Origin of the sequence: Pseudomonas sp. NBRC 111127, assembly GCF_001320345.1 — a bacterium.
GTDB classification, from domain to species: domain Bacteria; phylum Pseudomonadota; class Gammaproteobacteria; order Pseudomonadales; family Pseudomonadaceae; genus Aquipseudomonas; species Aquipseudomonas juntendi.
Window position 1 is genome coordinate 1 of sequence record NZ_BCBD01000049.1, and the last position, 20,835, is coordinate 20,835.

The window sequence follows — 20,835 nt, forward strand, 5'->3', positions numbered from 1 at the left end:
GGCAACAGTGGCTTGCCGCAACTGGCCAGCACCTCCAGTTCGTCGCGGTACTTGGCCAGCACTGGCTCGCGGGCATCGATCACATACAAGCCGGCGTCGCTGGCCAGCAACTGGCGCAGCACCTTGGCCTCCTGCTCGAAACGCTGGCGCGCTTCGCTGCCTTGCAGGAACTGCTCGAGGCGGGCAGGGCCGTCCAGGCGCTCGCCCGGGCGCTCCAGCCGCTCCAGGTAATCGAGCAAGGCGATGGCGTCCTCCAACCCTGGCGTGTCGTAAAGCTCCAGTAACGGTTCGCCGTCCACCGACAGCCGCGCGCCTTCGACATGGCGAGTGGTGCTGGGGCGGTGGGACACCTCGCCGAAGCCCACGTCGCGGGTCAGGGTGCGCAGCAGCGAGGTCTTGCCAACGTTGGTGTGGCCGACCACGGCCAATTTCAGCGGCTCAGTCATGGCCATGCTCCAGCCAGGTCAGCGGTGAGGTGTCGGCATAGGGCAGGCCCAGCCGCTCAAGGGCTTCATGCCAGTCGCCCAGGCGCCGAGCGTCCAGCGTCTGGCCGGGTGCTGCCTGCAGCAGCCAGACCCTCGTGGCGCCAGCATTGCGTGCCAGGTCGGCGAGCAGCGCCAGGCTGCCGCGGTCGGGCGAGCGGCGCGGGTCACAGGCGATGGCCAGGCGTGCCGGCGGAAAGCGGCTGAGTTGCTCGAGCAGGCGGTTGCGCGACTCGCGGCTGTCGAGCACACCGGCATCGGTCACGCTTGGGGGCAGGCGGGGTGGCCAGGGCCGCTGGTCGTCCAGTTCCAGGCCCACCAGCAGGGCGCCGCTGCTGGCGCTTTGCAACTGCTCGGCGGCGAACCCTGGCAACGCCTCGGGGGGCGCGTCCTGCACGCCGATGCGCTCGCTGCGCGGCATCAGCGCTTCGCGCAGTTGGGCGTAACCCGGCAGGCTCAGGTCCAGGGTCAGGCGCTGACGGCCCTGGCGCCAGCGCCACAGGCACAACCCGGCCAGCAGCACGCGGGGCAACAGGCCATATACCAGCACCACGCCGAGCAGCCAGCTGGCCCAGGCCTGGCGCGCCACGTCGAGGGCCGGCTGGCTGTCGCCACTGGCGCGGATCATGGCCTCGTCGGGCACGGCAAAGCCCAGCAGCGAAGGCAGCGCGCCCAGCGCCTGGGTGAGTTGGATGAACGGGTCGGCGGCGAGCAGGGTGGTTTCCCACACGAAGCCATAGCGACGGGTGGCCAGTAGAGCCAGCAGCATGCCCAGCGCGCAGAGCATCGCCAGCAGCCACAGGCTGTGTACCAGCAGGCCTAGCAGCCAGCGGTTGAGGCGCTGGCGCTGCAGCAGTACCAGCAGTGCCGGGCCCAGGTGCGCGGCCTTGGCATCGCGGGCGAAGCGCTCACTCAGCCATAGCCACAAACGGCCCAACCCCGCACCGTGTTCGCCGCTGAGGGCAAAACCAATGGCCCAGCCCAGCAGTGTCAGCAGGTTCAGCCCCAGCAGGCTGCCCAACGCCCAGAAGACGTTGACCGGGCGCTGGCTGTCGCCAAGCGCCGCCAGGGCCAGGCCGGCGCCGCTGAGCACGGCTAGCAGCAGCAGGGCCAGCACCGCCAGGCGTGCGCCCTGTTTCCAGTGGCGCAGGGCCGTGGCCATGCCGTCGCGTTCGGCCAGGAACAGCGCCCGGCTTTCGATGCGCGCCGCCAAGTCGCCGCCGCGCTGGCGCGCATGACGGTTGGCGGCCTGGTCTTCCAGCAGGCCGGCGTGTTCTTCGCGCAGGCGGACCGCTTCGGTCAGCCAGCGTTTGTCCAGTGGAGTCGGTGCGGTCACAAGGTCTTCCATTGCACAGGTCAGGGCAGAAGCATAACCCACACGCCCGGTGCTATCCTCGCTGGCATGAATACATCACTCCCCCTCAGCCTGATCGCGGCTCACGCCGAGAACCGTGTGATCGGCATCGACAACTCCATGCCCTGGCATCTGCCGGGGGACTTCAAGTACTTCAAGGCCACCACCCTGGGCAAGCCGATCATCATGGGGCGCAAGACCTGGGACTCACTGGGCCGGCCGCTGCCCGGGCGGTTGAATATCGTGGTCAGCCGGCAGCCTGGGCTGCAGCTGCAGGGCGCCGAAGTCTTCGGTTCGCTGGAACAGGCGCTGGTGCGGGCCGAACAGTGGGCACGCGAAAAAGGCGTCGATGAGCTGATGCTGATTGGCGGGGCGCAGCTCTATGGGCAGGCGCTGGAGAAAGGGCTGGTCAGCCGGATGTACCTGACGCGGGTGGAATTGGCGCCGGAGGGGGATGCCTGGTTTCCCGAGTTCGACCAGGGGCAGTGGAAGCTGGTGTCGAGCGAGGCACAGGGTGAAGAAGGCAAGCCTGGGTATCACTTCGAGGTCTGGGACAGGGTTTGAGATTTCTGGGGGCCGCTTGGCGGCCCATCGCCGGCAAGCCAGCTCCCACCGAGACGATGCAAAGCTTGAGATCTGCCCGGTACCTGTGGGAGCTGGCTTGCCGGCGATGAGGCCAGTCCAGGCAGTTGCTCCCCCAGGGGCCCCGGCAATCTGTCAGGTATGGCTCAGCTCGGCATGTTCATCGTCGGCCAGCACGTCCTTGTCGGTCTCTTTCAGCAACTGGCTGGTGACCACGCCCGCGGTCATCGAGCCATTCACGTTCAACGCTGTACGGCCCATGTCGATCAGCGGCTCGACCGAAATCAGCAACGCCACCAGTTCCACCGGCAAGCCCATGGCCGGCAACACGATCAGCGCGGCGAAGGTGGCGCCGCCTCCCACGCCGGCAACCCCTGCCGAACTCAGCGTGACGATGGCCACCAGGGTGGCGATCCACAGCGGGTCGAAGGTATCGATGCCTACCGCTGGCGCGACCATGACCGCCAGCATGGCGGGGTAGAGCCCCGCACAGCCGTTCTGGCCGATGGTGGTGCCGAACGAGGCGCTGAAGCTGGCAATCGACTGCGGCACGCCCAGGCGGCGGATTTGCGCTTCGATGTTCAGCGGAATGCTGGCTGCGCTGGAGCGGCTGGTGAAGGCGAAGGTGAGCACCGGCCACACCTTGCGGAAGAAACGCAGCGGGCTGACACCCGTAGCCGCGAGGATGATGCCGTGAACCACGAACATCAGCGCCAGGCCCAGGTAGGACACCACCACGAAGCTGCCCAGCTTGAGGATGTCTTCCATGTTCGAACTGGCTACCACCTTGGTCATCAGGGCCAGCACGCCATATGGGGTCAGTTTCATCACCACCCGTACCAGGCGCATGACCCAGGCTTGCAGGGTGTCGATGGCCGACAGCGCACGTGCGCCTTTCTCGGCGTCGTCCTTGATCAGTTGCAGGGCAGCCAGGCCGACGAACACGGCAAAAATCACCACGCTGATGATCGACGTCGGCTTGGCCCGCGCCAGGTCGCCTACCGGGTTGCTGGGAATGAACGACAACAGCAATTGCGGGATATTGAGGTCGGCGACCTTGCCTGCGTAGTCGCTGTGGATGACCTGCATGCGGGCGCTTTCCTGGGCGCCGGCCACCAGGCCCTCGGCGCTGAGGCCGAACAGGTTGGTCAGCACGATGCCGATCAACGCGGCAATGGCCGTGGTCAGCAGCAGGGTGCCGATGCTCAGCACGCTGATACGGCCCAGCGACGAGGCGTTGTGCAGGCGCGCGACGGCACTGAGGATCGAGGCGAAGATCAGCGGCATGACGATCATCTGCAACAGGCCCACATAGCCATTGCCGACCAGGTCAAGCCAGGCGATGGTGGCCTTGAGCACCGGGTGACCGGCGCCATACACGGTGTGCAGGGCCAGGCCGAAGAGTACCCCCAGCGCCAGGCCCAGCAAGACCTTCTTGGCCAGGCTCCAGTCGGTGCGGCGGGTTTGTGCCAGGCCCAGCAACAGGGCCAGGAATGCCAGCAGGTTGAGTGACAGCGGCAGGTTCATTGAAGCTCCAGCAGAGAAAGCAAAGGGTGGCATCGCCTCTGTGAGCGATTGCGAACGGAAATGCTAACAGCCTGAAAACAAACGAATTTATACCCAAATGGAATGTGCATAGTCGTTTATGGAATAACGCCATGTCGCAAATTGCAATGAACACGGCGGTTACTGCTGCCTGAAGGTCGGTGTGGACTGCCGCCCATCGGCCGGGTTGCACTAGCTTTGGCAGATCATTTCAGGAGATTCGTACATGAAAGTCGCCGTGAAAGCTGCCGCTATCGGCTTGTCCCTGCTGTTCAGTATCGAAACCTTCGCCACCGAGCTCAAGCACTGGCCTGCCGATGCAGCCAGGCAGCTCGACAGCATGATCGCTGCCAATGCCAACAAAGGTAACTATGCGGTGTTCGACATGGACAACACCAGTTATCGCTATGACCTGGAAGAAGCCTTGCTGCCGTTCATGGAAAACAAAGGCTTGCTGAGCCGTGACAAGCTTGACCCGTCGCTGAAGCTGATACCGTTCAAGGACACCGCCGAGCACAAGGAAAGCCTGTTCAGCTACTACTACCGGTTGTGCGAAATCGACGACATGGTGTGCTACCCGTGGGTCGCCCAGGTGTTTTCCGGCTTCACCCTCAAGGAGTTGAAGGTGCAGGTGGACGAACTGATGGCTTCGACCCAGCCGATTCCCAGCACCTATTACGATGGCGACCAGGTGAAGGCGATCGACGTGCAGCCGCCCAAGGTATTCAAGGGCCAGGCCGAGCTGTACAACAAGCTGATGGAAAACGGCATCGAGGTCTATGTGATTTCTGCCGCCTCTGAGGAGTTGGTGCGCATGGTCGCTTCGGACCCCAAATACGGCTACAACGTGAAGCCGCAGAATGTGATTGGCGTGAGCCTGCTGCTCAAGGACCGCGCCAATGGCCAGTTGACCACCGCGCGCAAGCAGATCAGTGCCGGGCACTACGACGCCAAAGCCAACGAAGGGCTGGAACTGACCCCGTACCTGTGGACCCCGGCCACCTGGATGGCGGGCAAGCAGGCGGCGATCCTGACTTACATCGATGAGTGGAAGAAGCCGGTGCTGGTGGGCGGCGACACGCCAACCAGTGATGGCTACATGCAGTTTCATGGGGTAGACGTCGGCAAGGGCGGTATCCACCTGTGGATCAACCGCAAGGCCAAGTACATGGACCAGTTGAACGGCATGATTGCCAAGCAGGCGGCGGCGCAGGCCAAGGAAGGGTTGCCGGTGACGGCGGACAAGAACTGGGTGATCGTGACGCCGGAGCAGATCCAGTAAGGCTTGTGTAGAGTGGGGCCGGCCTTTTCGCGGGCTCGCCCGCTCCCACTTGCATTGCATGACTTTCAGATGCTGTGCGGTCCCTGTGGGAGCGGGCGAGCCCGCGAAGAGGCCGGTGCAGGCATAAAAAAACCGGCGCACAGTGCGCCGGTTTTCCTTTCATGCTTTCGAAGCCTTACAGCCCTTCGAGCATCGCCTTGTTACGCACAGCACCCTTGTCGGCACTGGTCGCCAGCAACGCATAAGCCTTCAGTGCGGTGGTCACCTTGCGCGGGCGGACTTCAGCCGGTTTCCAGCCTTTCTTGTCCTGCTCTACACGGCGCGCAGCCAGCTCTTCATCACTGACCAGCAGGTTGATCGAACGGTTGGGAATGTCGATCAGTACCTTGTCACCGTCGCGCACCAGGCCGATGGCGCCGCCTGCAGCAGCCTCCGGCGAGGCGTGGCCGATGGAAAGCCCCGAGGTGCCACCCGAGAAGCGGCCATCGGTCAGCAGGGCGCAGGCCTTGCCCAGGCCTTTGGACTTCAGGTACGAGGTCGGGTAGAGCATTTCCTGCATGCCCGGGCCGCCTTTCGGGCCTTCGTAGCGGATGATCACGATGTCGCCGGCCTTCACTTCGTCGGCGAGGATGCCGCGCACGGCACTGTCCTGGCTTTCGAAGATCTTCGCGGTACCCTCGAACACGTGGATCGACTCGTCGACACCGGCGGTCTTCACCACGCAACCATCCAGCGCGATGTTGCCGTACAGCACGGCCAGACCGCCTTCTTGCGAATAGGCGTGCTCGAAGCTGCGGATGCAGCCGTTCTCGCGGTCGTCATCCAGGGTTTCCCAGCGGGTCGACTGGCTGAATGCGGTCTGGGTCGGGATCCCGGCTGGGCCGGCCTTGAAGAAGGTGTGCACGGCTTCGTCGTCAGTCTGGGTGATGTCCCATTTGGCGATGGCTTCTTCCATGCTGCGGCTGTGCACGGTCGGCAGGTCGGTGTGCAGCAGGCCGCCACGCGCCAGCGAGCCGAGGATGCTGAAGATACCGCCAGCTCGGTGCACGTCTTCCATGTGGTACTTCTGAATGTTCGGCGCCACTTTGCACAGCTGCGGCACTTTGCGCGACAGGCGGTCGATGTCGCGCAGGTCGAAGGCCACCTCGCCTTCCTGGGCCGCGGCCAGCAGGTGCAGGATGGTATTGGTCGAGCCGCCCATGGCGATGTCGAGCATCATGGCGTTCTCGAACGCCTTGAAGTTGGCGATGCTGCGTGGCAGTACCGACTCGTCGTTTTCGCCGTAGTAGCGTTTGCACAGTTCGACGATGGTGCGCCCGGCCGTCAGGAACAGCTGCTCGCGGTCCGAGTGGGTGGCCAGGGTCGAGCCGTTGCCCGGCAGGGCCAGGCCCAGGGCTTCGGTCAGGCAGTTCATCGAGTTGGCGGTGAACATGCCGGAGCACGAACCGCAAGTCGGGCAGGCGCTGCGCTCGTACTCGGCGACTTTCTCGTCGGATGCGCTGGAGTCGGCGGCGATGACCATGGCGTCGACCAGGTCCAGGCCGTGGCTGGCCAGCTTGGTCTTGCCGGCTTCCATCGGGCCGCCCGAGACGAAGATCACCGGGATGTTCAGGCGCAGGGCGGCCATCAGCATGCCGGGGGTGATCTTGTCGCAGTTGGAGATGCACACGATGGCATCGGCGCAGTGGGCGTTGACCATGTATTCCACGGCGTCGGCAATGATCTCGCGGCTGGGCAGCGAGTACAGCATGCCGTCGTGGCCCATGGCGATGCCGTCGTCGACCGCGATGGTGTTGAATTCCTTGGCCACGCCACCGGCGCGTTCGATTTCGCGGGCGACCAGCTGGCCCAAGTCCTTCAGGTGCACGTGGCCCGGGACGAACTGGGTGAACGAGTTGGCGATGGCGATGATCGGTTTCTTGAAGTCTTCGTCCTTCATGCCGGTGGCGCGCCACAGGGCACGGGCGCCGGCCATGTTGCGGCCCTGGGTGGAAGTCTTGGAACGATAATCAGGCATGAAACACTCCTGGCGGCTTAATCAGGTCACAAAAAGGGGAGTGAGCTTCTCTTGTCCTTTGTACCGCAGGCCGGTTGCCACTGGCACGGATGAGGCCGAAGACTGCGCGGGATCGCCGCGGGCTTGACCAGAGCTCATAAACCCGCCGGGGATGACTGGCGATGAATAGGCCGATTCTACACCCCTGGCGCGGCGAAGGAATGCTTCAGATACAAGTGGCTAGCTACAAGCTACAAGCTACAAGCTACAAGCTACAAGACAGAGCCGACTTGGCGCGCTTGCAGCTTGCAGCTAGCAGCTTGCCGCTAGCTGTTGGGCAGCAACCGGCAGGTGATGCTCTTGATGTAGCGGGTTTCGGCAATGGCCGGGTGCACCGGGTGGTCGGGGCCCTGGCCGCCGCGCTCGAGCAGCTGCAGGTTGCGGTCCAGGTGGCGGGCGCTGGTCAGCAGGATGTTGTGCAGGTCGTCCTCGGGCAGGTGCATGGAGCACGAGGCGCTGACCAGGATGCCGTCCTTGCTCAGCATGCGCATGGCCTGTTCGTTCAGCCGGCGGTAGGCCGCCTCGCCGTTTTTCAGGTCTTTCTTGCGCTTGATGAACGCGGGTGGGTCGGCAATGATCACGTCGAAGCGTTCTTCGGCAGCCTTCAGTTCGCGCAGGGCTTCGAACACATCGCCTTCGATGCAGGTCAGCTTTTCGCCGATGCCGTTCAGCGCCGCGTTACGCTCCACGCCATCCAGGGCAAAGCCCGAGGCATCGACGCAGAACACTTCGCTGGCGCCGAAAGCACCTGCCTGCACGCCCCAGCCACCGATGTAGCTGAACAGGTCGAGCACACGCTTGCCCTTGACGTACGGCGCCAGGCGCGCACGGTTCATGCGGTGGTCGTAGAACCAGCCGGTCTTCTGGCCTTCACGCACCGGGGCTTCGAACTTGACGCCGTTCTCTTCCAGCGGCACCCAGTCCGGCACCTCGCCGTAGACGGTCTCCACATAGCGCTGCAAGCCTTCGGCGTCACGGGCGGCGGAATCGTTCTTGAACAGGATGCCGCTTGGTTTGAGCACTTGCACCAGGGCAGCGATCACGTCGTCCTTGTGCGCTTCCATGGTGGCCGAGGCCAGCTGAACCACGAGGATGTCGAAGAAGCGGTCGACCACCAGCCCTGGCAGCAGGTCGGAATCGCCATAGACCAGGCGGTAGCACGGCTGGTCGAACAGGCGCTCGCGCAGCGACAGGGCGACATTGAGGCGGTGCACCAGCAGCGACTTGTCCAGCGGCAGCTTGATGTCGCGCGACAGCAGGCGTGCGCAGATCAGGTTGTTCGGGCTGAGTGCGACGATGCCCAACGGTTTGCCGTTGGCCGCCTCGAGAATGGCCTGCTGGCCGGCCTGGAAGCCTTGCAGTGGGGTCGCGCTGACATCGACTTCGTTGCTGTAGACCCACAGGTGGCCAGCGCGCAGGCGGCGGTCGGCATTGGCTTTGAGGCGAAGGCTGGGCAGGGACATGACGTCGCTCCGGGAAAAAAGAGCGGGATTATACCCTGTTGGCCGGCACTTCGGTTCGAGGTACGACAAAGCGCCGGCACGGCCAACTGGGTTAGAATCCACCGTCCTAAACGAGTGTGCACGTATGTCCCAAGAACTCAGCGCCGAACAGATCCAGCAAGCCTTGCAAGGCATCACCATCCCGCCGCAACCGCAGATCATGGTTGACCTGCAGTTCGAGCAGTACATGCCTGACCCGGACCTGGAAACCATCGCCAAGTTGATTTCCCAGGACCCAGGCCTGTCCGGCGCCTTGCTCAAGCTGGTCAATTCGCCGCATTTTGGCCTGTCCAACAAGATCGGTTCGATCCAGCGCGCAGTGAACCTGCTGGGCAGCCGTTCGATCATCAACCTGATCAACGCCCAGTCGATCAAAGGCGAGATGAGCGACGAGACCATCGTTACCCTCAACCGCTTCTGGGATACCGCCCAGGACGTGGCGATGACCTGCCTGACCCTGGCGAAGCGCACCGGTATCCAGCCCGCGGACGAGGCCTACACCCTGGGCCTGTTCCACGACTGTGGCGTGCCGTTGATGCTCAAGCGCTTCCCCAACTACATGGAAGTGCTGGAAGAAGCCTATGCCAAGGCCGGCGGCGAAACGCGGGTGGTGGATACCGAAAACCGCGCCTTCAATACCAACCATTCGGTGGTCGGCTACTTCACCGCCAAGTCCTGGCGCCTGCCGGAGCACCTCACTGCCGCCATCGCCAACCACCACAATGCCCTGGCAGTGTTCCGCGACGACACTGCGCGCAACACCCAGAGCCAGCTGAAAAACCTGCTGGCGGTGCTGAAGATGGCCGAGCATATCTGTGCCTCCTACCGAGTGCTGGGCAACCAGGCAGTCGACCACGAATGGCGTGTGGTCGGCCCGCTGGTGCTCGATTACATTGGCCTGTCGGATTACGATTTCGAAAACCTCAAGCAGAACATTCGTGAGTTGGGCGGGCACTGACACATGCCGGAATTACCCGAAGTAGAAACCACCCGGCGCGGTATTGCGCCGCACCTGGAAGGCCAGCGCGTCAGCCGCGTGGTGGTGCGTGACCGGCGCTTGCGCTGGCCCATTCCCGAAGACCTCGATGTGCGCCTGTCGGGGCAGCGCATCGTCACTGTCGAACGGCGCGCCAAGTACCTGCTGATCAATGCCGAAGTCGGCACCCTGATCAGCCATCTGGGCATGTCGGGCAACTTGCGCCTGGTCGAGCAGGGCTTGCCGGCGGCCAAGCATGAGCATGTCGATATCGAGCTGGAGTCGGGGCTGATGCTGCGCTACACCGACCCTCGCCGTTTTGGTGCCATGCTCTGGAGCCAGGACCCGTTGCGCCACGAGCTGCTGCTGCGCCTGGGGCCGGAGCCGTTGACCGACCTGTTCGACGGCGAGCGGCTGTTCCAGCTGTCCCGTGGGCGCTCGATGGCGGTCAAGCCGTTCATCATGGATAACGCGGTGGTGGTGGGGGTGGGCAACATCTACGCCAGCGAGGCGCTATTCGCTGCCGGCATCGATCCACGCCGTGCGGCAGGGGGGATTTCCCGGGCGCGTTACCTGAAGCTGGCGATCGAGATCAAGCGGGTACTGGCGGCGGCGATCGAGCAGGGCGGTACCACCTTGCGCGATTTCATCGGCGGTGACGGGCAGCCGGGGTACTTCCAGCAGACCCTGTTCGTGTACGGGCGGGCTGGGCAGCCGTGCAAGGTATGCGGTACGGAGCTGCGCGAAGTGAAACTGGGGCAGCGGGCGAGCGTGTTCTGCCCACGCTGCCAGCGCTGAGGCTACGGGTGATTGCCGTCCTGTAGGAGCGGCCTTGTGTCGCGATGGGGTGCGAAGCGCCCCCAAAAATTTCAGCGTTTGCGCAGAAATTTCAGCATTTGCGCAGAAACCGCCGGGGGCCGCTGTGCGGCCCATCGCGACGCAAGGCCGCTCCTACAGAAACCGCGCAGGGCTGAGGGTTCAGGCCTTGCCGGTAATACGCCGGTATTTGGCCATCAATTGCTCTTCGGTTTCCGGGTGCGCCTCATCCAGCGGGATGCAATCGACCGGGCAGACCTGCTGGCACTGCGGCTCGTCGTAATGACCCACGCACTGGGTGCACAGGTTGGGGTCGATCACGTAGATCTCTTCGCCTTGGGAGATGGCCTCGTTCGGGCACTCGGGTTCGCAGACGTCGCAATTGATGCAATCGTCGGTAATGATCAGGGACATGGGGACTCCGGCCGGGGCTCAGCGCCCGGGCATGTTCAACGCAATGGGCACAATTGTGCCGCATTCGCGCCCGCAGTGCACGCGGGCGCGACAATCAGGCGGTCAGGCTTGCTTCTTGAAACGCTCGGTCAGCGCCTCGGCCACCGCAGGGTGGACGAATTTGCTGATATCACCGCCCAATGCGGCGATTTCCCGGACCAGGGTCGAGGAAATGAACGAATAGCGCTCTGACGGCGTCAGGAACAGGCTCTCGACATCGGGTGCCAGTTGCCGGTTCATGTTCGCCAACTGGAACTCGTATTCGAAGTCGGAAACCGCACGCAGGCCGCGCAGCAACACATTGGCGCCCTGTTCCTTGGCGAAATGCGCCAGCAGCGAAGAGAAGCCGATGACTTCGACATTGGGCAGGTGCTTGGTGACCTCACGGGCGAGCGCGACACGTTGCTCCAGCGGGAACAGCGGGTTTTTCTTCGGGCTGGCCGCCACTGCGATGATCACGTGGTCGAACAGGCGCGAAGCGCGCTCGACCAGGTCGCCGTGGCCTTTGGTAATGGGGTCGAAAGTACCCGGGTACAACACTCGGTTCATCGCGTCATCCTGGCTGGAGTGCGTTGGGGAGTCGGATGGTAGCGCAGCGACGGCGCCCCGGCCAAGTCATGCGGCCGGCTGATGGCACTATAGACAGGGCGTGTATTCGTTGTCATGCGTTGTGTGCCAGGCGGGTAGCCAACGCTTCGCTGAGCCTGGCGCTGATGGCATACACCGACAGCTGCGGGTTGGCGCCAATGCTGGTGGGGAACAGCGAGCCGTCGTGAACCGACAGGTTTTCCAGCTGGTGATGGCGGCCCAGGCTGTCGCACACCGCCTGGCGCGGGTCTTCGCCCATGGCGCAACCACCCATCACATGGGCGCTGCCCAGGCGCGTACGGAAAGGCTCCAAAGCTAGGCGGTCGATCATGGCCAAGGCCTGTTCCAGGCTGGCAGCGCCGCTGGCATCGCTGTGCACCGGGGTTACCTCGACCGCGCCGGCGGCGAACTGGACCTGCGCCATGCTGCGGTAGGCGCGCCGCAAGCCGTCACGCAGGTAGTCGGTGACCGGGTAATCGAGCACGGGGGAGCCGTCGCCGCGCAGTTCAACGCTGCCGCCCGGGCTTTGCGGGTGAAACCCGTCGCGCAGCAAGGCCAGCATGACATGGGTATTGGGCAGTTCAGCCATGCGCCGGGCATTGTCCTGGCCATGGCCACCCAGCAGGGTGCTGGCCAGGGCCGGGTGCAGCGGCGGTACTTCGAGCTTGTAGCCCACCGGCCCCTCCGTGCCGTGCTGCCACTGGAAATGGTCGCTGTAGATCGACTGCGGCGCGCCGTAGTAGGGGTCGATGCGTTCGTTGAAGCGTGCGGCGCTGAAGTTGACCAGGTGCAGGAAGGTGCGTTTGCCCAGGCGGCCATGCGGGTCGGGGGCATTGGAGCGCAGCAGCAGGGCCGGGCTGTTGATGCCGCCGCCTGCCAGGATGTAGTGGCGCGCGTGTACTGTCACTTGCCGACCTGTCGGGTGGATGCCTTGCGTATCCAGGGCCTGGCAGTTCAGGTGTTGGATGCGCTCGCCGTTGTGGCTGAAGCGCTCGGCCCGGGCCAGGTAAAGCAGCTCGCCGCCCTGTTCGAGGGTGGCGGGAATGCGCGTCACCAGCATCGATTGCTTGGCATTCACCGGGCAACCCATGCCGCAGTAACCTAGGTTCCAGCAGCCGCGCACGTTGCGCGGGATGACTGCCCAGCGATAACCCAGTTGTTCGCAGCCACGGCGCAGCACGTCGTTGTTGGCATTCGGTGGCATGGCCCAGGGTGTGATACCCAGCTCCAGTTCCATGCGCTCGAACCAAGGGCGCAGCTCATCTTCGCCGAGCCCTTGTACGCCATGGGCCGAGGCCCAGTGCGCCAGGGTCTGCGGCGGGGTGCGAAAACTCGACGTCCAATTCACCAGCGTGGTGCCGCCTACGGCACGGCCTTGCAGGATGGTAATGGCGCCATCCTTGCTCATGCGCCCCAGGCCCTCCTGATAGAGGCTGGCATAGGCTTCGTGCTCCAGCAGCTTGAAGTCGCTGCTGGTCTTCAACGGGCCTTCTTCAATCAGCAAGACCTTGAAGCCCGCGGCGCTGAGCCGCTGTGCGCTGGTGGCGCCGCCGGCACCGCTGCCGATCACGGCGATATCGGCGTGCAGTTGCAGGTCGTGCTCCAGGCGTGAGGCGTCATGGGTGATCCAGCCGCGGTCGAGGCCTTGGCGAAACGGGTCAGGCACAGGCATTGGCGATGCTCTTGTCGTGTTCAGATTTTCGGTGGGCCGGGGTAGCCGCAGGCGGCCCAGGACTCGGGGCGCTCGTACCAGGCCATTTGCAGCAGTTGCAGCAGCGAGGCATGGCCCATGCGCAGCAGGTTCAGCGAGCTGCCCTGCCAGCGCTGCAGGAAAGCCTCGACCTGGGCGGGCGCGGCCTGGGCCCAGGCACCCCAGATGCCGGTCAGTGGGCCGCGGGTCAGCGGCAGGCTGAGCACGTCGAACAATTGCCGGGTAAGTTTGAGCATCTCCGGCGACAGCGCTGCCAGCTTGTAATCGAGGCTGCGCAGTACCAGCGTATCGGTGGCCAGCGTGCCGCTGAGCACCACCGGTATCAGCGCGCGCAGCAGTGGCAGGTCATCGTGGCGCAGCGCCTGAAAGCCCGGCGCGGCCGTTTGTGCGCTGCAGCCCACCAGGCTGGCACCGGCCAGGAAGGTGCTCGCGGCAACGCTGAAACGCAGCAGTTCGCGACGGTGCATGGCCCGGGCCTCAGCGGATGAACAACTTGTAGACCAGGCGCTGCAGGGCTTTGCCGTAAGGCGGGTAAATCAGCCGTGCGGCGTTGAAGCGTTGCTTGGCCAGTACCGCCTTGGCCTTGCTGAAGGTCAGGAAGCCTTCGTGGCCGTGGTAGTGCCCCATGCCCGAGGGGCCTATGCCACCGAACGGCAGGTCGTCCTGAGCCACATGCAGCAAGGTGTCGTTCAGGCATACCCCGCCGGAATGGCTGTGCTGCAACACCTGTTGCTGTTCGCCGCGGTCGTAGCCGAAGTAGTACAGCGCCAAGGGCCGCGGGCGCTGGTTGATGTAGGCCAGCGCGTCATCGAGCGTGTCGTAGGGCACCAGCGGCAGCAGCGGGCCGAATATTTCGTCCTGCATGACCTGCATGGTGTCGTTCACCTTGGTCAGTACGTGTGGCGGCAGGCGCCGCCCCTGGCGTGTCTCGTGGGCGTACAGGTCGCCCACCTGCGCACCTTTGCCGCGCGCGTCCTGCAGCAGGTGCTCAAGGCGTGCCAGTTGCCGCGGGTTGATGATGGCGCTGTAGTCAGGGTTGCCGGCAATGCGAGGGTACATGCGCCGTACGGCGGTGCCGTAGGCATCGGCGAAAGCATTCAGGCGCTCGCGCGGCACCAGCACGTAGTCGGGGGCGACGCAGGTCTGGCCGGCGTTGAGCGTCTTGCCGAAGGCGATGCGCTCGGCGGCTGTTTCCAGCGGTACGCTGGCCGACACGATGGCCGGGGATTTGCCGCCCAACTCCAGGGTCACCGGCGTCAGGTTTTGCGCGGCCGCCAGCATAACCTGGCGGCCTATGCTGGTGGCCCCGGTGAACAGCAAGTGATCGAACGGCAGGCGGGCGAACGCCTGGCCGACCTCGACCTCGCCAAGCACCACACTGACCAGGTCCTCGGGAAACACCCGTTGCAGCAGGGCCTGCAAGGCCTGGCCAGTAGCCGGGGTGGCCTCGCTGAGCTTGAGCATGACCCGGTTGCCAGCGGCCAGGGCACAGGTGAGCGGGCCGATGGCGAGAAACAGCGGGTAATTCCACGGCACGATGATGCCGACAACGCCTAGCGGCTGGTAAAGCACCCGTGCGCTGGCCGGCTGGAATGCCAGCCCCACCGCCCGCCTGGAAGGGCGCATCCAGCGTTGCAGGTGGCGCTCGGCATGGCGTATGCCCTGCACCGAGGGCAGAAGCTCGGCCAGCAATGTTTCATCGGCGCTGCGCCCGCTGAAGTCGGCATCAATTGCTGCGATGAGCTGCTGCTGGTTGGCCAGCAGGGCCTCGCGCAAGCTTTTCAGCCACTGCCGCCGTTGTGTTGCCGGCGGCAGAGGGTTGCCGGCGAACGCCTGGCGCTGGGCGCTGAATGTCGCCTCCAGGGCGTGGTCGGCATGCACGGCAGGCAAGGCGATGGGCGAGGTCACGGCGGTCTCCTGGCTGAGCTTGAGGTTTCTAGAGTCTATACTCTAATTTCTGCGTTGGCGCGAGTATTACCCTTGCAGAGACCGGTGTATCAGCCGGGTGAATCGCCGTAAGATGAACCTTTATCAACGCCTGCAGACTGGGAGCTTGAGCATGGCCCCGCGCATGAAGACCCGAGAGCGCATCGTGCAGAACAGCCTGGAGCTGTTCAACCAGCAGGGCGAGAGATGCGTCAGTACCAACCACATTGCCGCACACATGGAAATTTCGCCCGGCAACCTGTATTACCACTTCCCTAACAAGCAGGCGATCATCGCGGTGTTGTTCAGCCAGTACGAAGAACTGGTGGACAGTTTCCTGCGCCCGCCGCAGGGGCGTGCGGCGACCGTGGAAGACAAGCGGTTCTACCTCAAGGCGCTACTGGCGGCGATGTGGAACTACCGCTTCCTGCACCGCGACCTGGAGCATCTGCTGGACAGCGATGCCGAACTGGCCGCCCGCTACCGGCGCTTCTCCGAGCGCTGCCTGCGCCAGGGCCAGGCGATCTATCGCGGCTTCGTCGAGGCAGGCATCCTGGCCATGGCGCCGGCGCAGATCGAATCGCTGACCATCAACGCCTGGATCGTGCTGACCTCGTGGGTACGTTTTCTCAGCACCACCCGCGAGCACTCCGCGCACCTGGGTGAAGAAGCCTTCATGCGCGGCGTCTACCAGGTACTGGTGCTGGAGCTGGGTTTCGTCACCGACAGTGCCCGCCACGCGGTGGACGCGCTGTGCCAGGAATTTCAGGTACCGTTCAACCAGGCCCTGGAGCTGTAACCCGGGGCGCCAGTGTCATTGCTTTGTGCCATTGATCAGGAGATTGTCATGCCCCTTGCGCAATTGATCACCCCGCAACAATTGGCCGAGCGTCTGGGCTCGCCCAAATCGGTGATCCTCGACTGCCGCTTTGCCCTTGAAGATGTCGACTATGGCCAACGCAGCTATGCGCAAGGGCACATAGCCGGTGCACATTTTGCCGACCTCGACCGCGATCTCAGCGGGCCGGTGAGCAAGGGGCGTACCGGGCGCCACCCGTTGCCCGATGCGCAGCGGCTGGTCGAGCGCTTGCGTGAGTGGGGTGTGGACAACGACAGCGAATTGGTGCTGTACGACGACGGCCCCGGCGCCTTTGCTGCCCGTGCCTGGTGGCTGCTGGTCTGGTTGGGCAAGCGCAGCGGCGTGGCGATTCTCGACGGTGGCCTGAAGGCCTGGCATGCAGCGCACCTGCCCCTGAGCCTGGACCCTGCACCCAAGCGCCAAGGCACGTTCAGCGGCAAGCCAGACCCCGCGCTGCTGATCGATGCCGACCACCTGGCCAAGCGCCTGGGCAATGCAGACCTGACCCTGATCGATGCGCGGGCATTGCCGCGTTTTCGCGGCGAGGTGGAGCCCATCGACCCGGTGGCAGGGCATATCCCCGGCGCGCAGTGCGCGGCGTTTACTGACAACCTGGGGCCCGACGGGCGCTTTTTGCCGGCCGATCAGCTCAGGCAGCGCTTTGCCGAAAAGCTGGCCGGGCGGGCACCGGAGCAAGTGGTGTCTTACTGCGGTTCGGGGGTGACGGCATGTCACAACCTGTTTGCACTGGCGCTGGCAGGTTACCCGCTGGGCAAGCTGTATGCCGGGTCGTGGAGTGAGTGGATCACTGATCCGGAGCATGGGGTGGCCACCGGCGAATAGGTACGTCTGCCGCGAGCAGGGCATGGAGGGACGTTACTGGCCCTCCACCAGCCACTGCGGAATCCGCCGTTCCAGGTAGTACCCGGGCCTGCGCAGGCTGCCATCGACAAAGCCCACATGGCCGCCGCGGCGGTGCAGCTCGAAACGGGTCTGGGGGGCCAGTTCCCGCGCGGTCGGCAAGCTGTGGCTGGACACGAACGGGTCGTCACTGGACTGAATGATCAGCGTTGGCGTGCGGTTCTGGCCAAGAAAGAAGTGGCTCGACGAGCGGCGATAGTAGTCGTGTACATCGCGAAAACCGTTCAAGGGGGCCGTGACCTTGCCGTCGAACTCCCAGAACGTGCGCAGGTTGCTCAGCTGGCCCAGGCGGTCGAGTTCGGCCAACCGGTCATGCTGGCCCTGGGCATGGAAGTGCCGCTGCTTGAGTTGTACATACGCCAGCATTTCGCGCATGAAGTGCGCCTGGTACACCTTGGAAAATCCCTGGCCGATGCGGTCTGCGCAGTGGTCCAGACGAAACGGTACCGAGACCGCTACCGCAGCCTCCAGCTGGCTGGCGACGCCGCTTTCACCCAGGTATTTCAACAACACGTTGCCGCCCAGCGAATAACCCACCGCATACAGCGGTGCCAGTGGGCGCTGGGCGCGCAGGTGGGCGATGATCTCCGCCAGGTCTTCGCTGGCGCCGGAGTGATAGCTTCGGGGCAACAGGTTGGGTTCGCCCGAACAGCCGCGCCAGTTCACCGCCACGCTGGCCCAGCCCCGCGCTTGCAGGGTTTGCTGCAAGCCCTTCACATAGGGTGAGTCAGAGGAACCGGTCAGCCCGTGCAACACCAGTACCAGCGGCGCCTGCGGCTGGTGCGGGCCATGCCAGTCCAGGTCGATGAAGTCGCCATCAGCCAGCCACAGGCGCTCCCGGTTGCGCGCAAGCGCTGGCAGCTTGCGCCACAGGGGGCCCCACAATGTTTGCAGATGCGGGTTGGACAGGCCGATGGCCGGACGGAAAGGGGCGCTGAAGCTAGGCATGCTGGGCGACTCGTGATGTGCCGGCCTAGAGTGCCACGAAACAGCGCCTTTGTACCTGCGCTATTGGTCGAGCGCGGTCGGTTTGGGTAATGGCAATTGCTCGGTAACCGGGCCGCTGGTGACGAATACCTGTGGGGCCTGCAACCAGACTTGCGCCGCTTCACGCAGGTTGGCAGGCGTAAGCGCCGACAGTCTAGCGAGGAAGGTGCCCAGGTGGTCTGGCGCCAAGCCCTGGTGGCTGTAGGTGGCCAAGGCCTGGGCCATTCTCGCGCGGTCTGCCAGGCTGTCGTGCAGTTTACCGGCGATCTGGTTCACCGCCATGTCGCATTCGGCCTGGCTGGGGCCGTGTTCACGCAGGCATGCCAGAATCGCCGACACCAGCGCGCCAGAGGCATCCCGGTACTGGGGGGCGATATCCCAGTGGATCTGCAACTGGCTGGCGGCATCCAGCGGCCTCAAGTCGCAGGAGATGGCGTAGGTGAGGTTGCGCAGGGTGCGCAATTCCTGGGTAAGGCGCGACTCGTAGCTACTGCCCAGGATTGCGTTGAGCAGATACAGGGCCGGGAACACCGGATCCTGGGCCGATACGTTCGTTGCAAGGGTGAGCGTTGCCTGGGTGGTACTGCTGGCCGCAGCGAGATTCAGGTCCAATGCCTGGTAGTCGGGAACCGATGGCGTGCGTTGCGCCGCCCAGCCTTGCGGCAGGGCCCGGACCAGGTCGTCGACAAGCTGCCGTGCTTCCTCGCGGGTCAGGTTGCCCACCAGGCCGATGTCGAGGTTGTTGGCCGAATACGCCTGTTGGTGGAACGCCCGGATCTGGTCATCGCCAATGCTGGCGATAGTCTGCGCCGTCAGGGTGGCCGCGTAGGGGTGGCCGCTGAAGATATGCGCGGTGGCCGCCTTGGTAATCCGCAGCAGCGGATGGTTGCCATACCTGGCCTGGCTGAATACGAGCCGTTCGCCGATTTTGGCCACATCGCCCGCGCGCAATGCCGGGCGGGCCAGCATCTCGGTCAGCAGTTGCATCGCGCTGTCGCGCAGTGCCGGCAGGCTCAGGGCGCGCAGGGTGACAAGGGCGCTGTCGTCGCTGATCCTCCTGCCCAGGATGGCGCCGAAACCGGCCATATCCTCGGCGAACCGCGTGGCGTCGAGTTGCCCGGTGCCTTGGTCGAGGCTGTACAGCACAAGTGCCGCAAGCCCAGGGTGGGCGCCGTCGAGTACGCTGCCTGCGCGAAAGCGTAATGCCAGGTCGAACATGGGCCGGTCATGGCGTGCGAGGAAGCTGACGCGGGTGCCTTCTGCCGTTCGCCAGTGCTCAGGGTGGGCCTGCAGGTCTGGAATGTGGCCAAGGTCGATACCCTGTGCCGAGTGCAGGTTGGCCATGGCCGCCAAGGCGGTGTCGTCAGCCGGGCCGTTGCACGTCAGCGGCAAGGGGGCCGGGGAGGGTACCTGGATCATGCTGTTGCTCCTGGCTGAAGGTAGCTGGTGGTCAACCGTTCGCGCCCCAGGTAGGCAAGTGCCACTTGCTGCACCTGTTGGCTGTCGAGGTCGCGGATGATCTGGATGTCTTGGTCCACGGCCGCGACGGCGATGCCGGCAGCGGCGGCCTCGCCGATTCGCTCGGCTTGGGCCACCTGGCTGTCAGTGAACAGGCGGCGGGCAAGCATGCGCAATTTCGCGCGTTCAAGCTCAGCAGTGGGCACCGCAGTGTTGCGCAGTGCTTCGAGGTGCTGGCAAACAGCGTGTGCAGCCTGTGCTGGCGTGCTGTTCATGCTGTTCACGTACGCTGACAGGGTCAGCAGCGTGTCACCCTGCAACAAGGGCTGATAGGTGATGCTGATGCCGGTGAGCAGGCGTTTGTCGCGCACCAGGTCACTGTAGAGCCTGGCGCTGAACCCCTCGGCCAGCACCTCGCGGATCAACTCGAGGGCAGGGGCGGTGGCTGCATCCGCGGCGGTGGCCCTGCTCGGAACGTTGAACGACATGAACAGCCCTTCGCGTAACCCGGGCAGGCTCACGGTTTGCGTGCGCGCCTGCAACGGCTGGGCTTGCCGTGGTGCGGGGCGCTTCGGCACTGGCGCGCTCGGCAGGCCGGCGAAGTGCTGCTCCACCTGGGTGCGCAGGGTTGCCAGGTCGATGCCGCCAACCACCACCAGCGTGGCGTTGTTGGGCCGGTACCAGGTTGCATACCAGGTTCGCAGCGTTTCCAGTCCTATATCGGCAAGGTCGGCCAGGGAACCGAAGCTCGGTTGCCCATAGGCATTGCCGCCATGGGCCAGCGCCAGGTGAAGGTCGTACGCCTGTTGGTCTGGGTGGTTGTCCAACTTGAGGCGCCTTTCGTCCTCGACGGCTTTCTTTTCCCGGTCCAGTTCTGCCTGGCCGAAGGTCGCGCTGTTCATGGCATCGGCCATGATCTCCAATGCGATTGGCAGACGAGCGACCGGCAGCGTTATCTCATACGCCGTCGCCTCTTCATGGGTGCTGGCATTGGCGTTGCCGCCCAGGCGGGCGATCACTCGCGAGTATTGGCCGGCGGCAAGTTTGCTGCTGCCTTCGAAAATCAGGTGTTCCAGGAGGTGGGACAGGTTGCTGTGGCCCGCGGGCTCATGGCTGGAACCCACGTGATACCAAAGTTGCACGGCGGCCAGCTGGTTGGTGTGGTCTGGCCGCAGGTAGACGGACAAACCGTTGCTCAGGGTGAAGTGCTGCAGTGGCAAGGGGCGGCTGAAGCCACAGATGCCAGTCCTGCCGAGACCTGGTCGAGGGTGACGGGCGCAGGTGAAGTCATCGCTGAAGTGCTCCGGTTGGGTGAACCGCAACAGCTTCAGCGAAAT

General features: G+C 64.4%; 19 protein-coding genes. 6 read left to right on the top strand and 13 right to left on the bottom strand.

Annotated features, from left to right (window positions below; translation table 11 throughout):
* Positions 1–446, bottom strand: a 446-nt coding sequence (locus APH30_RS11625) for a GTPase domain-containing protein (protein WP_177333725.1), incomplete at its 3' end; no start/stop codon positions are given.
* A complete protein-coding gene (locus APH30_RS11630; RefSeq protein ID WP_082416156.1) occupies positions 439–1,830 on the bottom strand; it encodes a DUF2868 domain-containing protein in 1,392 nt (463 codons plus the stop codon). The genes APH30_RS11630 and APH30_RS11625, both read right to left, overlap by 8 nt.
* A 54-nt stretch (positions 1,831–1,884) precedes the next feature.
* Between APH30_RS11630 and APH30_RS11635 the strand changes: the two genes are divergently transcribed.
* Positions 1,885–2,400: a dihydrofolate reductase gene (locus APH30_RS11635; RefSeq protein WP_029887255.1), complete on the top strand. Its 516-nt coding sequence runs from the start codon at positions 1,885–1,887 to the stop codon at positions 2,398–2,400.
* Positions 2,401–2,553: 153 nt separating this feature from the next.
* Here APH30_RS11635 and APH30_RS11640 read toward each other — a convergent pair whose 3' ends face one another.
* Positions 2,554–3,945 (bottom strand): L-cystine transporter, encoded by a 1,392-nt coding sequence (locus tag APH30_RS11640; protein WP_054912630.1) that lies wholly within the window; start codon positions 3,943–3,945, stop codon positions 2,554–2,556.
* 244 nt (positions 3,946–4,189) lie between these two features.
* Here APH30_RS11640 and APH30_RS11645 point away from each other — a divergent pair, with 244 nt between their 5' ends.
* Positions 4,190–5,245, top strand: coding sequence for a phosphorylcholine phosphatase (locus APH30_RS11645; RefSeq protein WP_054906222.1), 1,056 nt, complete (start codon positions 4,190–4,192; stop codon positions 5,243–5,245).
* Positions 5,246–5,420: 175 nt separating this feature from the next.
* Here APH30_RS11645 and ilvD read toward each other — a convergent pair whose 3' ends face one another.
* Both ilvD and APH30_RS11655 read right to left on the bottom strand, forming a co-directional pair.
* The gene (ilvD, locus tag APH30_RS11650; RefSeq protein WP_009683363.1) at positions 5,421–7,262 is read right to left on the bottom strand and encodes a dihydroxy-acid dehydratase; all 1,842 of its coding nucleotides are present in this window, start codon (positions 7,260–7,262) and stop codon (positions 5,421–5,423) included.
* A 305-nt stretch (positions 7,263–7,567) separates the two neighbouring features.
* Positions 7,568–8,764 carry a class I SAM-dependent rRNA methyltransferase gene (locus APH30_RS11655; protein WP_009683362.1) on the bottom strand — a complete coding sequence of 399 codons (1,197 nt, stop codon included), beginning with the start codon at positions 8,762–8,764 and terminating at the stop codon, positions 7,568–7,570.
* Between the two features lie 178 nt (positions 8,765–8,942).
* On the opposite strand from APH30_RS11655, the gene APH30_RS11660 reads away from it, so the two are divergent.
* Together APH30_RS11660 and mutM are read left to right on the top strand one after the other, a co-directional pair.
* Positions 8,943–9,761 carry an HDOD domain-containing protein gene (locus APH30_RS11660; protein WP_174824199.1) on the top strand — a complete coding sequence of 273 codons (819 nt, stop codon included), beginning with the start codon at positions 8,943–8,945 and terminating at the stop codon, positions 9,759–9,761.
* A gap of 3 nt (positions 9,762–9,764) precedes the next feature.
* Entirely contained in the window at positions 9,765–10,577 is an 813-nt protein-coding gene (gene mutM, locus APH30_RS11665; protein ID WP_009683360.1) for a bifunctional DNA-formamidopyrimidine glycosylase/DNA-(apurinic or apyrimidinic site) lyase, read from the top strand.
* A 180-nt stretch (positions 10,578–10,757) separates the two neighbouring features.
* Here mutM and APH30_RS11670 read toward each other — a convergent pair whose 3' ends face one another.
* From APH30_RS11670 to APH30_RS11690, 5 genes are all read right to left on the bottom strand, one after another.
* Positions 10,758–11,009: a YfhL family 4Fe-4S dicluster ferredoxin gene (locus APH30_RS11670; protein ID WP_009683359.1), complete on the bottom strand. Its 252-nt coding sequence runs from the start codon at positions 11,007–11,009 to the stop codon at positions 10,758–10,760.
* 102 nt (positions 11,010–11,111) lie between these two features.
* Complete coding sequence (gene coaD / locus APH30_RS11675) at positions 11,112–11,597, bottom strand: pantetheine-phosphate adenylyltransferase (RefSeq protein WP_009683358.1); 486 nt, start codon at positions 11,595–11,597, stop codon at positions 11,112–11,114.
* A 112-nt stretch (positions 11,598–11,709) separates the two neighbouring features.
* A complete protein-coding gene (locus APH30_RS11680) occupies positions 11,710–13,308 on the bottom strand; it encodes a GMC family oxidoreductase (protein ID WP_054912632.1) in 1,599 nt (532 codons plus the stop codon).
* Between the two features lie 20 nt (positions 13,309–13,328).
* The gene (locus APH30_RS11685) at positions 13,329–13,814 is read right to left on the bottom strand and encodes a hypothetical protein (RefSeq protein ID WP_054912633.1); all 486 of its coding nucleotides are present in this window, start codon (positions 13,812–13,814) and stop codon (positions 13,329–13,331) included.
* Between the two features lie 10 nt (positions 13,815–13,824).
* Positions 13,825–15,255: a coniferyl aldehyde dehydrogenase gene (locus tag APH30_RS11690; protein ID WP_054912634.1), complete on the bottom strand. Its 1,431-nt coding sequence runs from the start codon at positions 15,253–15,255 to the stop codon at positions 13,825–13,827.
* 151 nt (positions 15,256–15,406) lie between these two features.
* Here APH30_RS11690 and APH30_RS11695 point away from each other — a divergent pair, with 151 nt between their 5' ends.
* Positions 15,407–16,072 (top strand): TetR/AcrR family transcriptional regulator, encoded by a 666-nt coding sequence (locus APH30_RS11695; RefSeq protein WP_029887460.1) that lies wholly within the window; start codon positions 15,407–15,409, stop codon positions 16,070–16,072.
* 48 nt (positions 16,073–16,120) lie between these two features.
* Complete coding sequence (locus tag APH30_RS11700) at positions 16,121–16,975, top strand: sulfurtransferase (RefSeq protein ID WP_054912635.1); 855 nt, start codon at positions 16,121–16,123, stop codon at positions 16,973–16,975.
* A 33-nt stretch (positions 16,976–17,008) separates the two neighbouring features.
* Here the strand turns inward: APH30_RS11700 and APH30_RS11705 are convergent, their stop codons facing one another.
* From APH30_RS11705 to APH30_RS11715, 3 genes are read right to left on the bottom strand one after another with little or no spacing between them, the layout of a single operon-like run.
* Positions 17,009–18,001 carry a hydrolase gene (locus APH30_RS11705; RefSeq protein ID WP_054912636.1) on the bottom strand — a complete coding sequence of 331 codons (993 nt, stop codon included), beginning with the start codon at positions 17,999–18,001 and terminating at the stop codon, positions 17,009–17,011.
* Positions 18,002–18,061: 60 nt separating this feature from the next.
* Positions 18,062–19,459 carry a pitrilysin family protein gene (locus APH30_RS11710; protein WP_054912637.1) on the bottom strand — a complete coding sequence of 466 codons (1,398 nt, stop codon included), beginning with the start codon at positions 19,457–19,459 and terminating at the stop codon, positions 18,062–18,064.
* The gene (locus tag APH30_RS11715) at positions 19,456–20,820 is read right to left on the bottom strand and encodes a pitrilysin family protein (RefSeq protein ID WP_177333726.1); all 1,365 of its coding nucleotides are present in this window, start codon (positions 20,818–20,820) and stop codon (positions 19,456–19,458) included. Before APH30_RS11715 ends, APH30_RS11710 begins: the two co-directional genes overlap by 4 nt.
* Between the last annotated feature and the right edge of the window lie 15 nt (positions 20,821–20,835).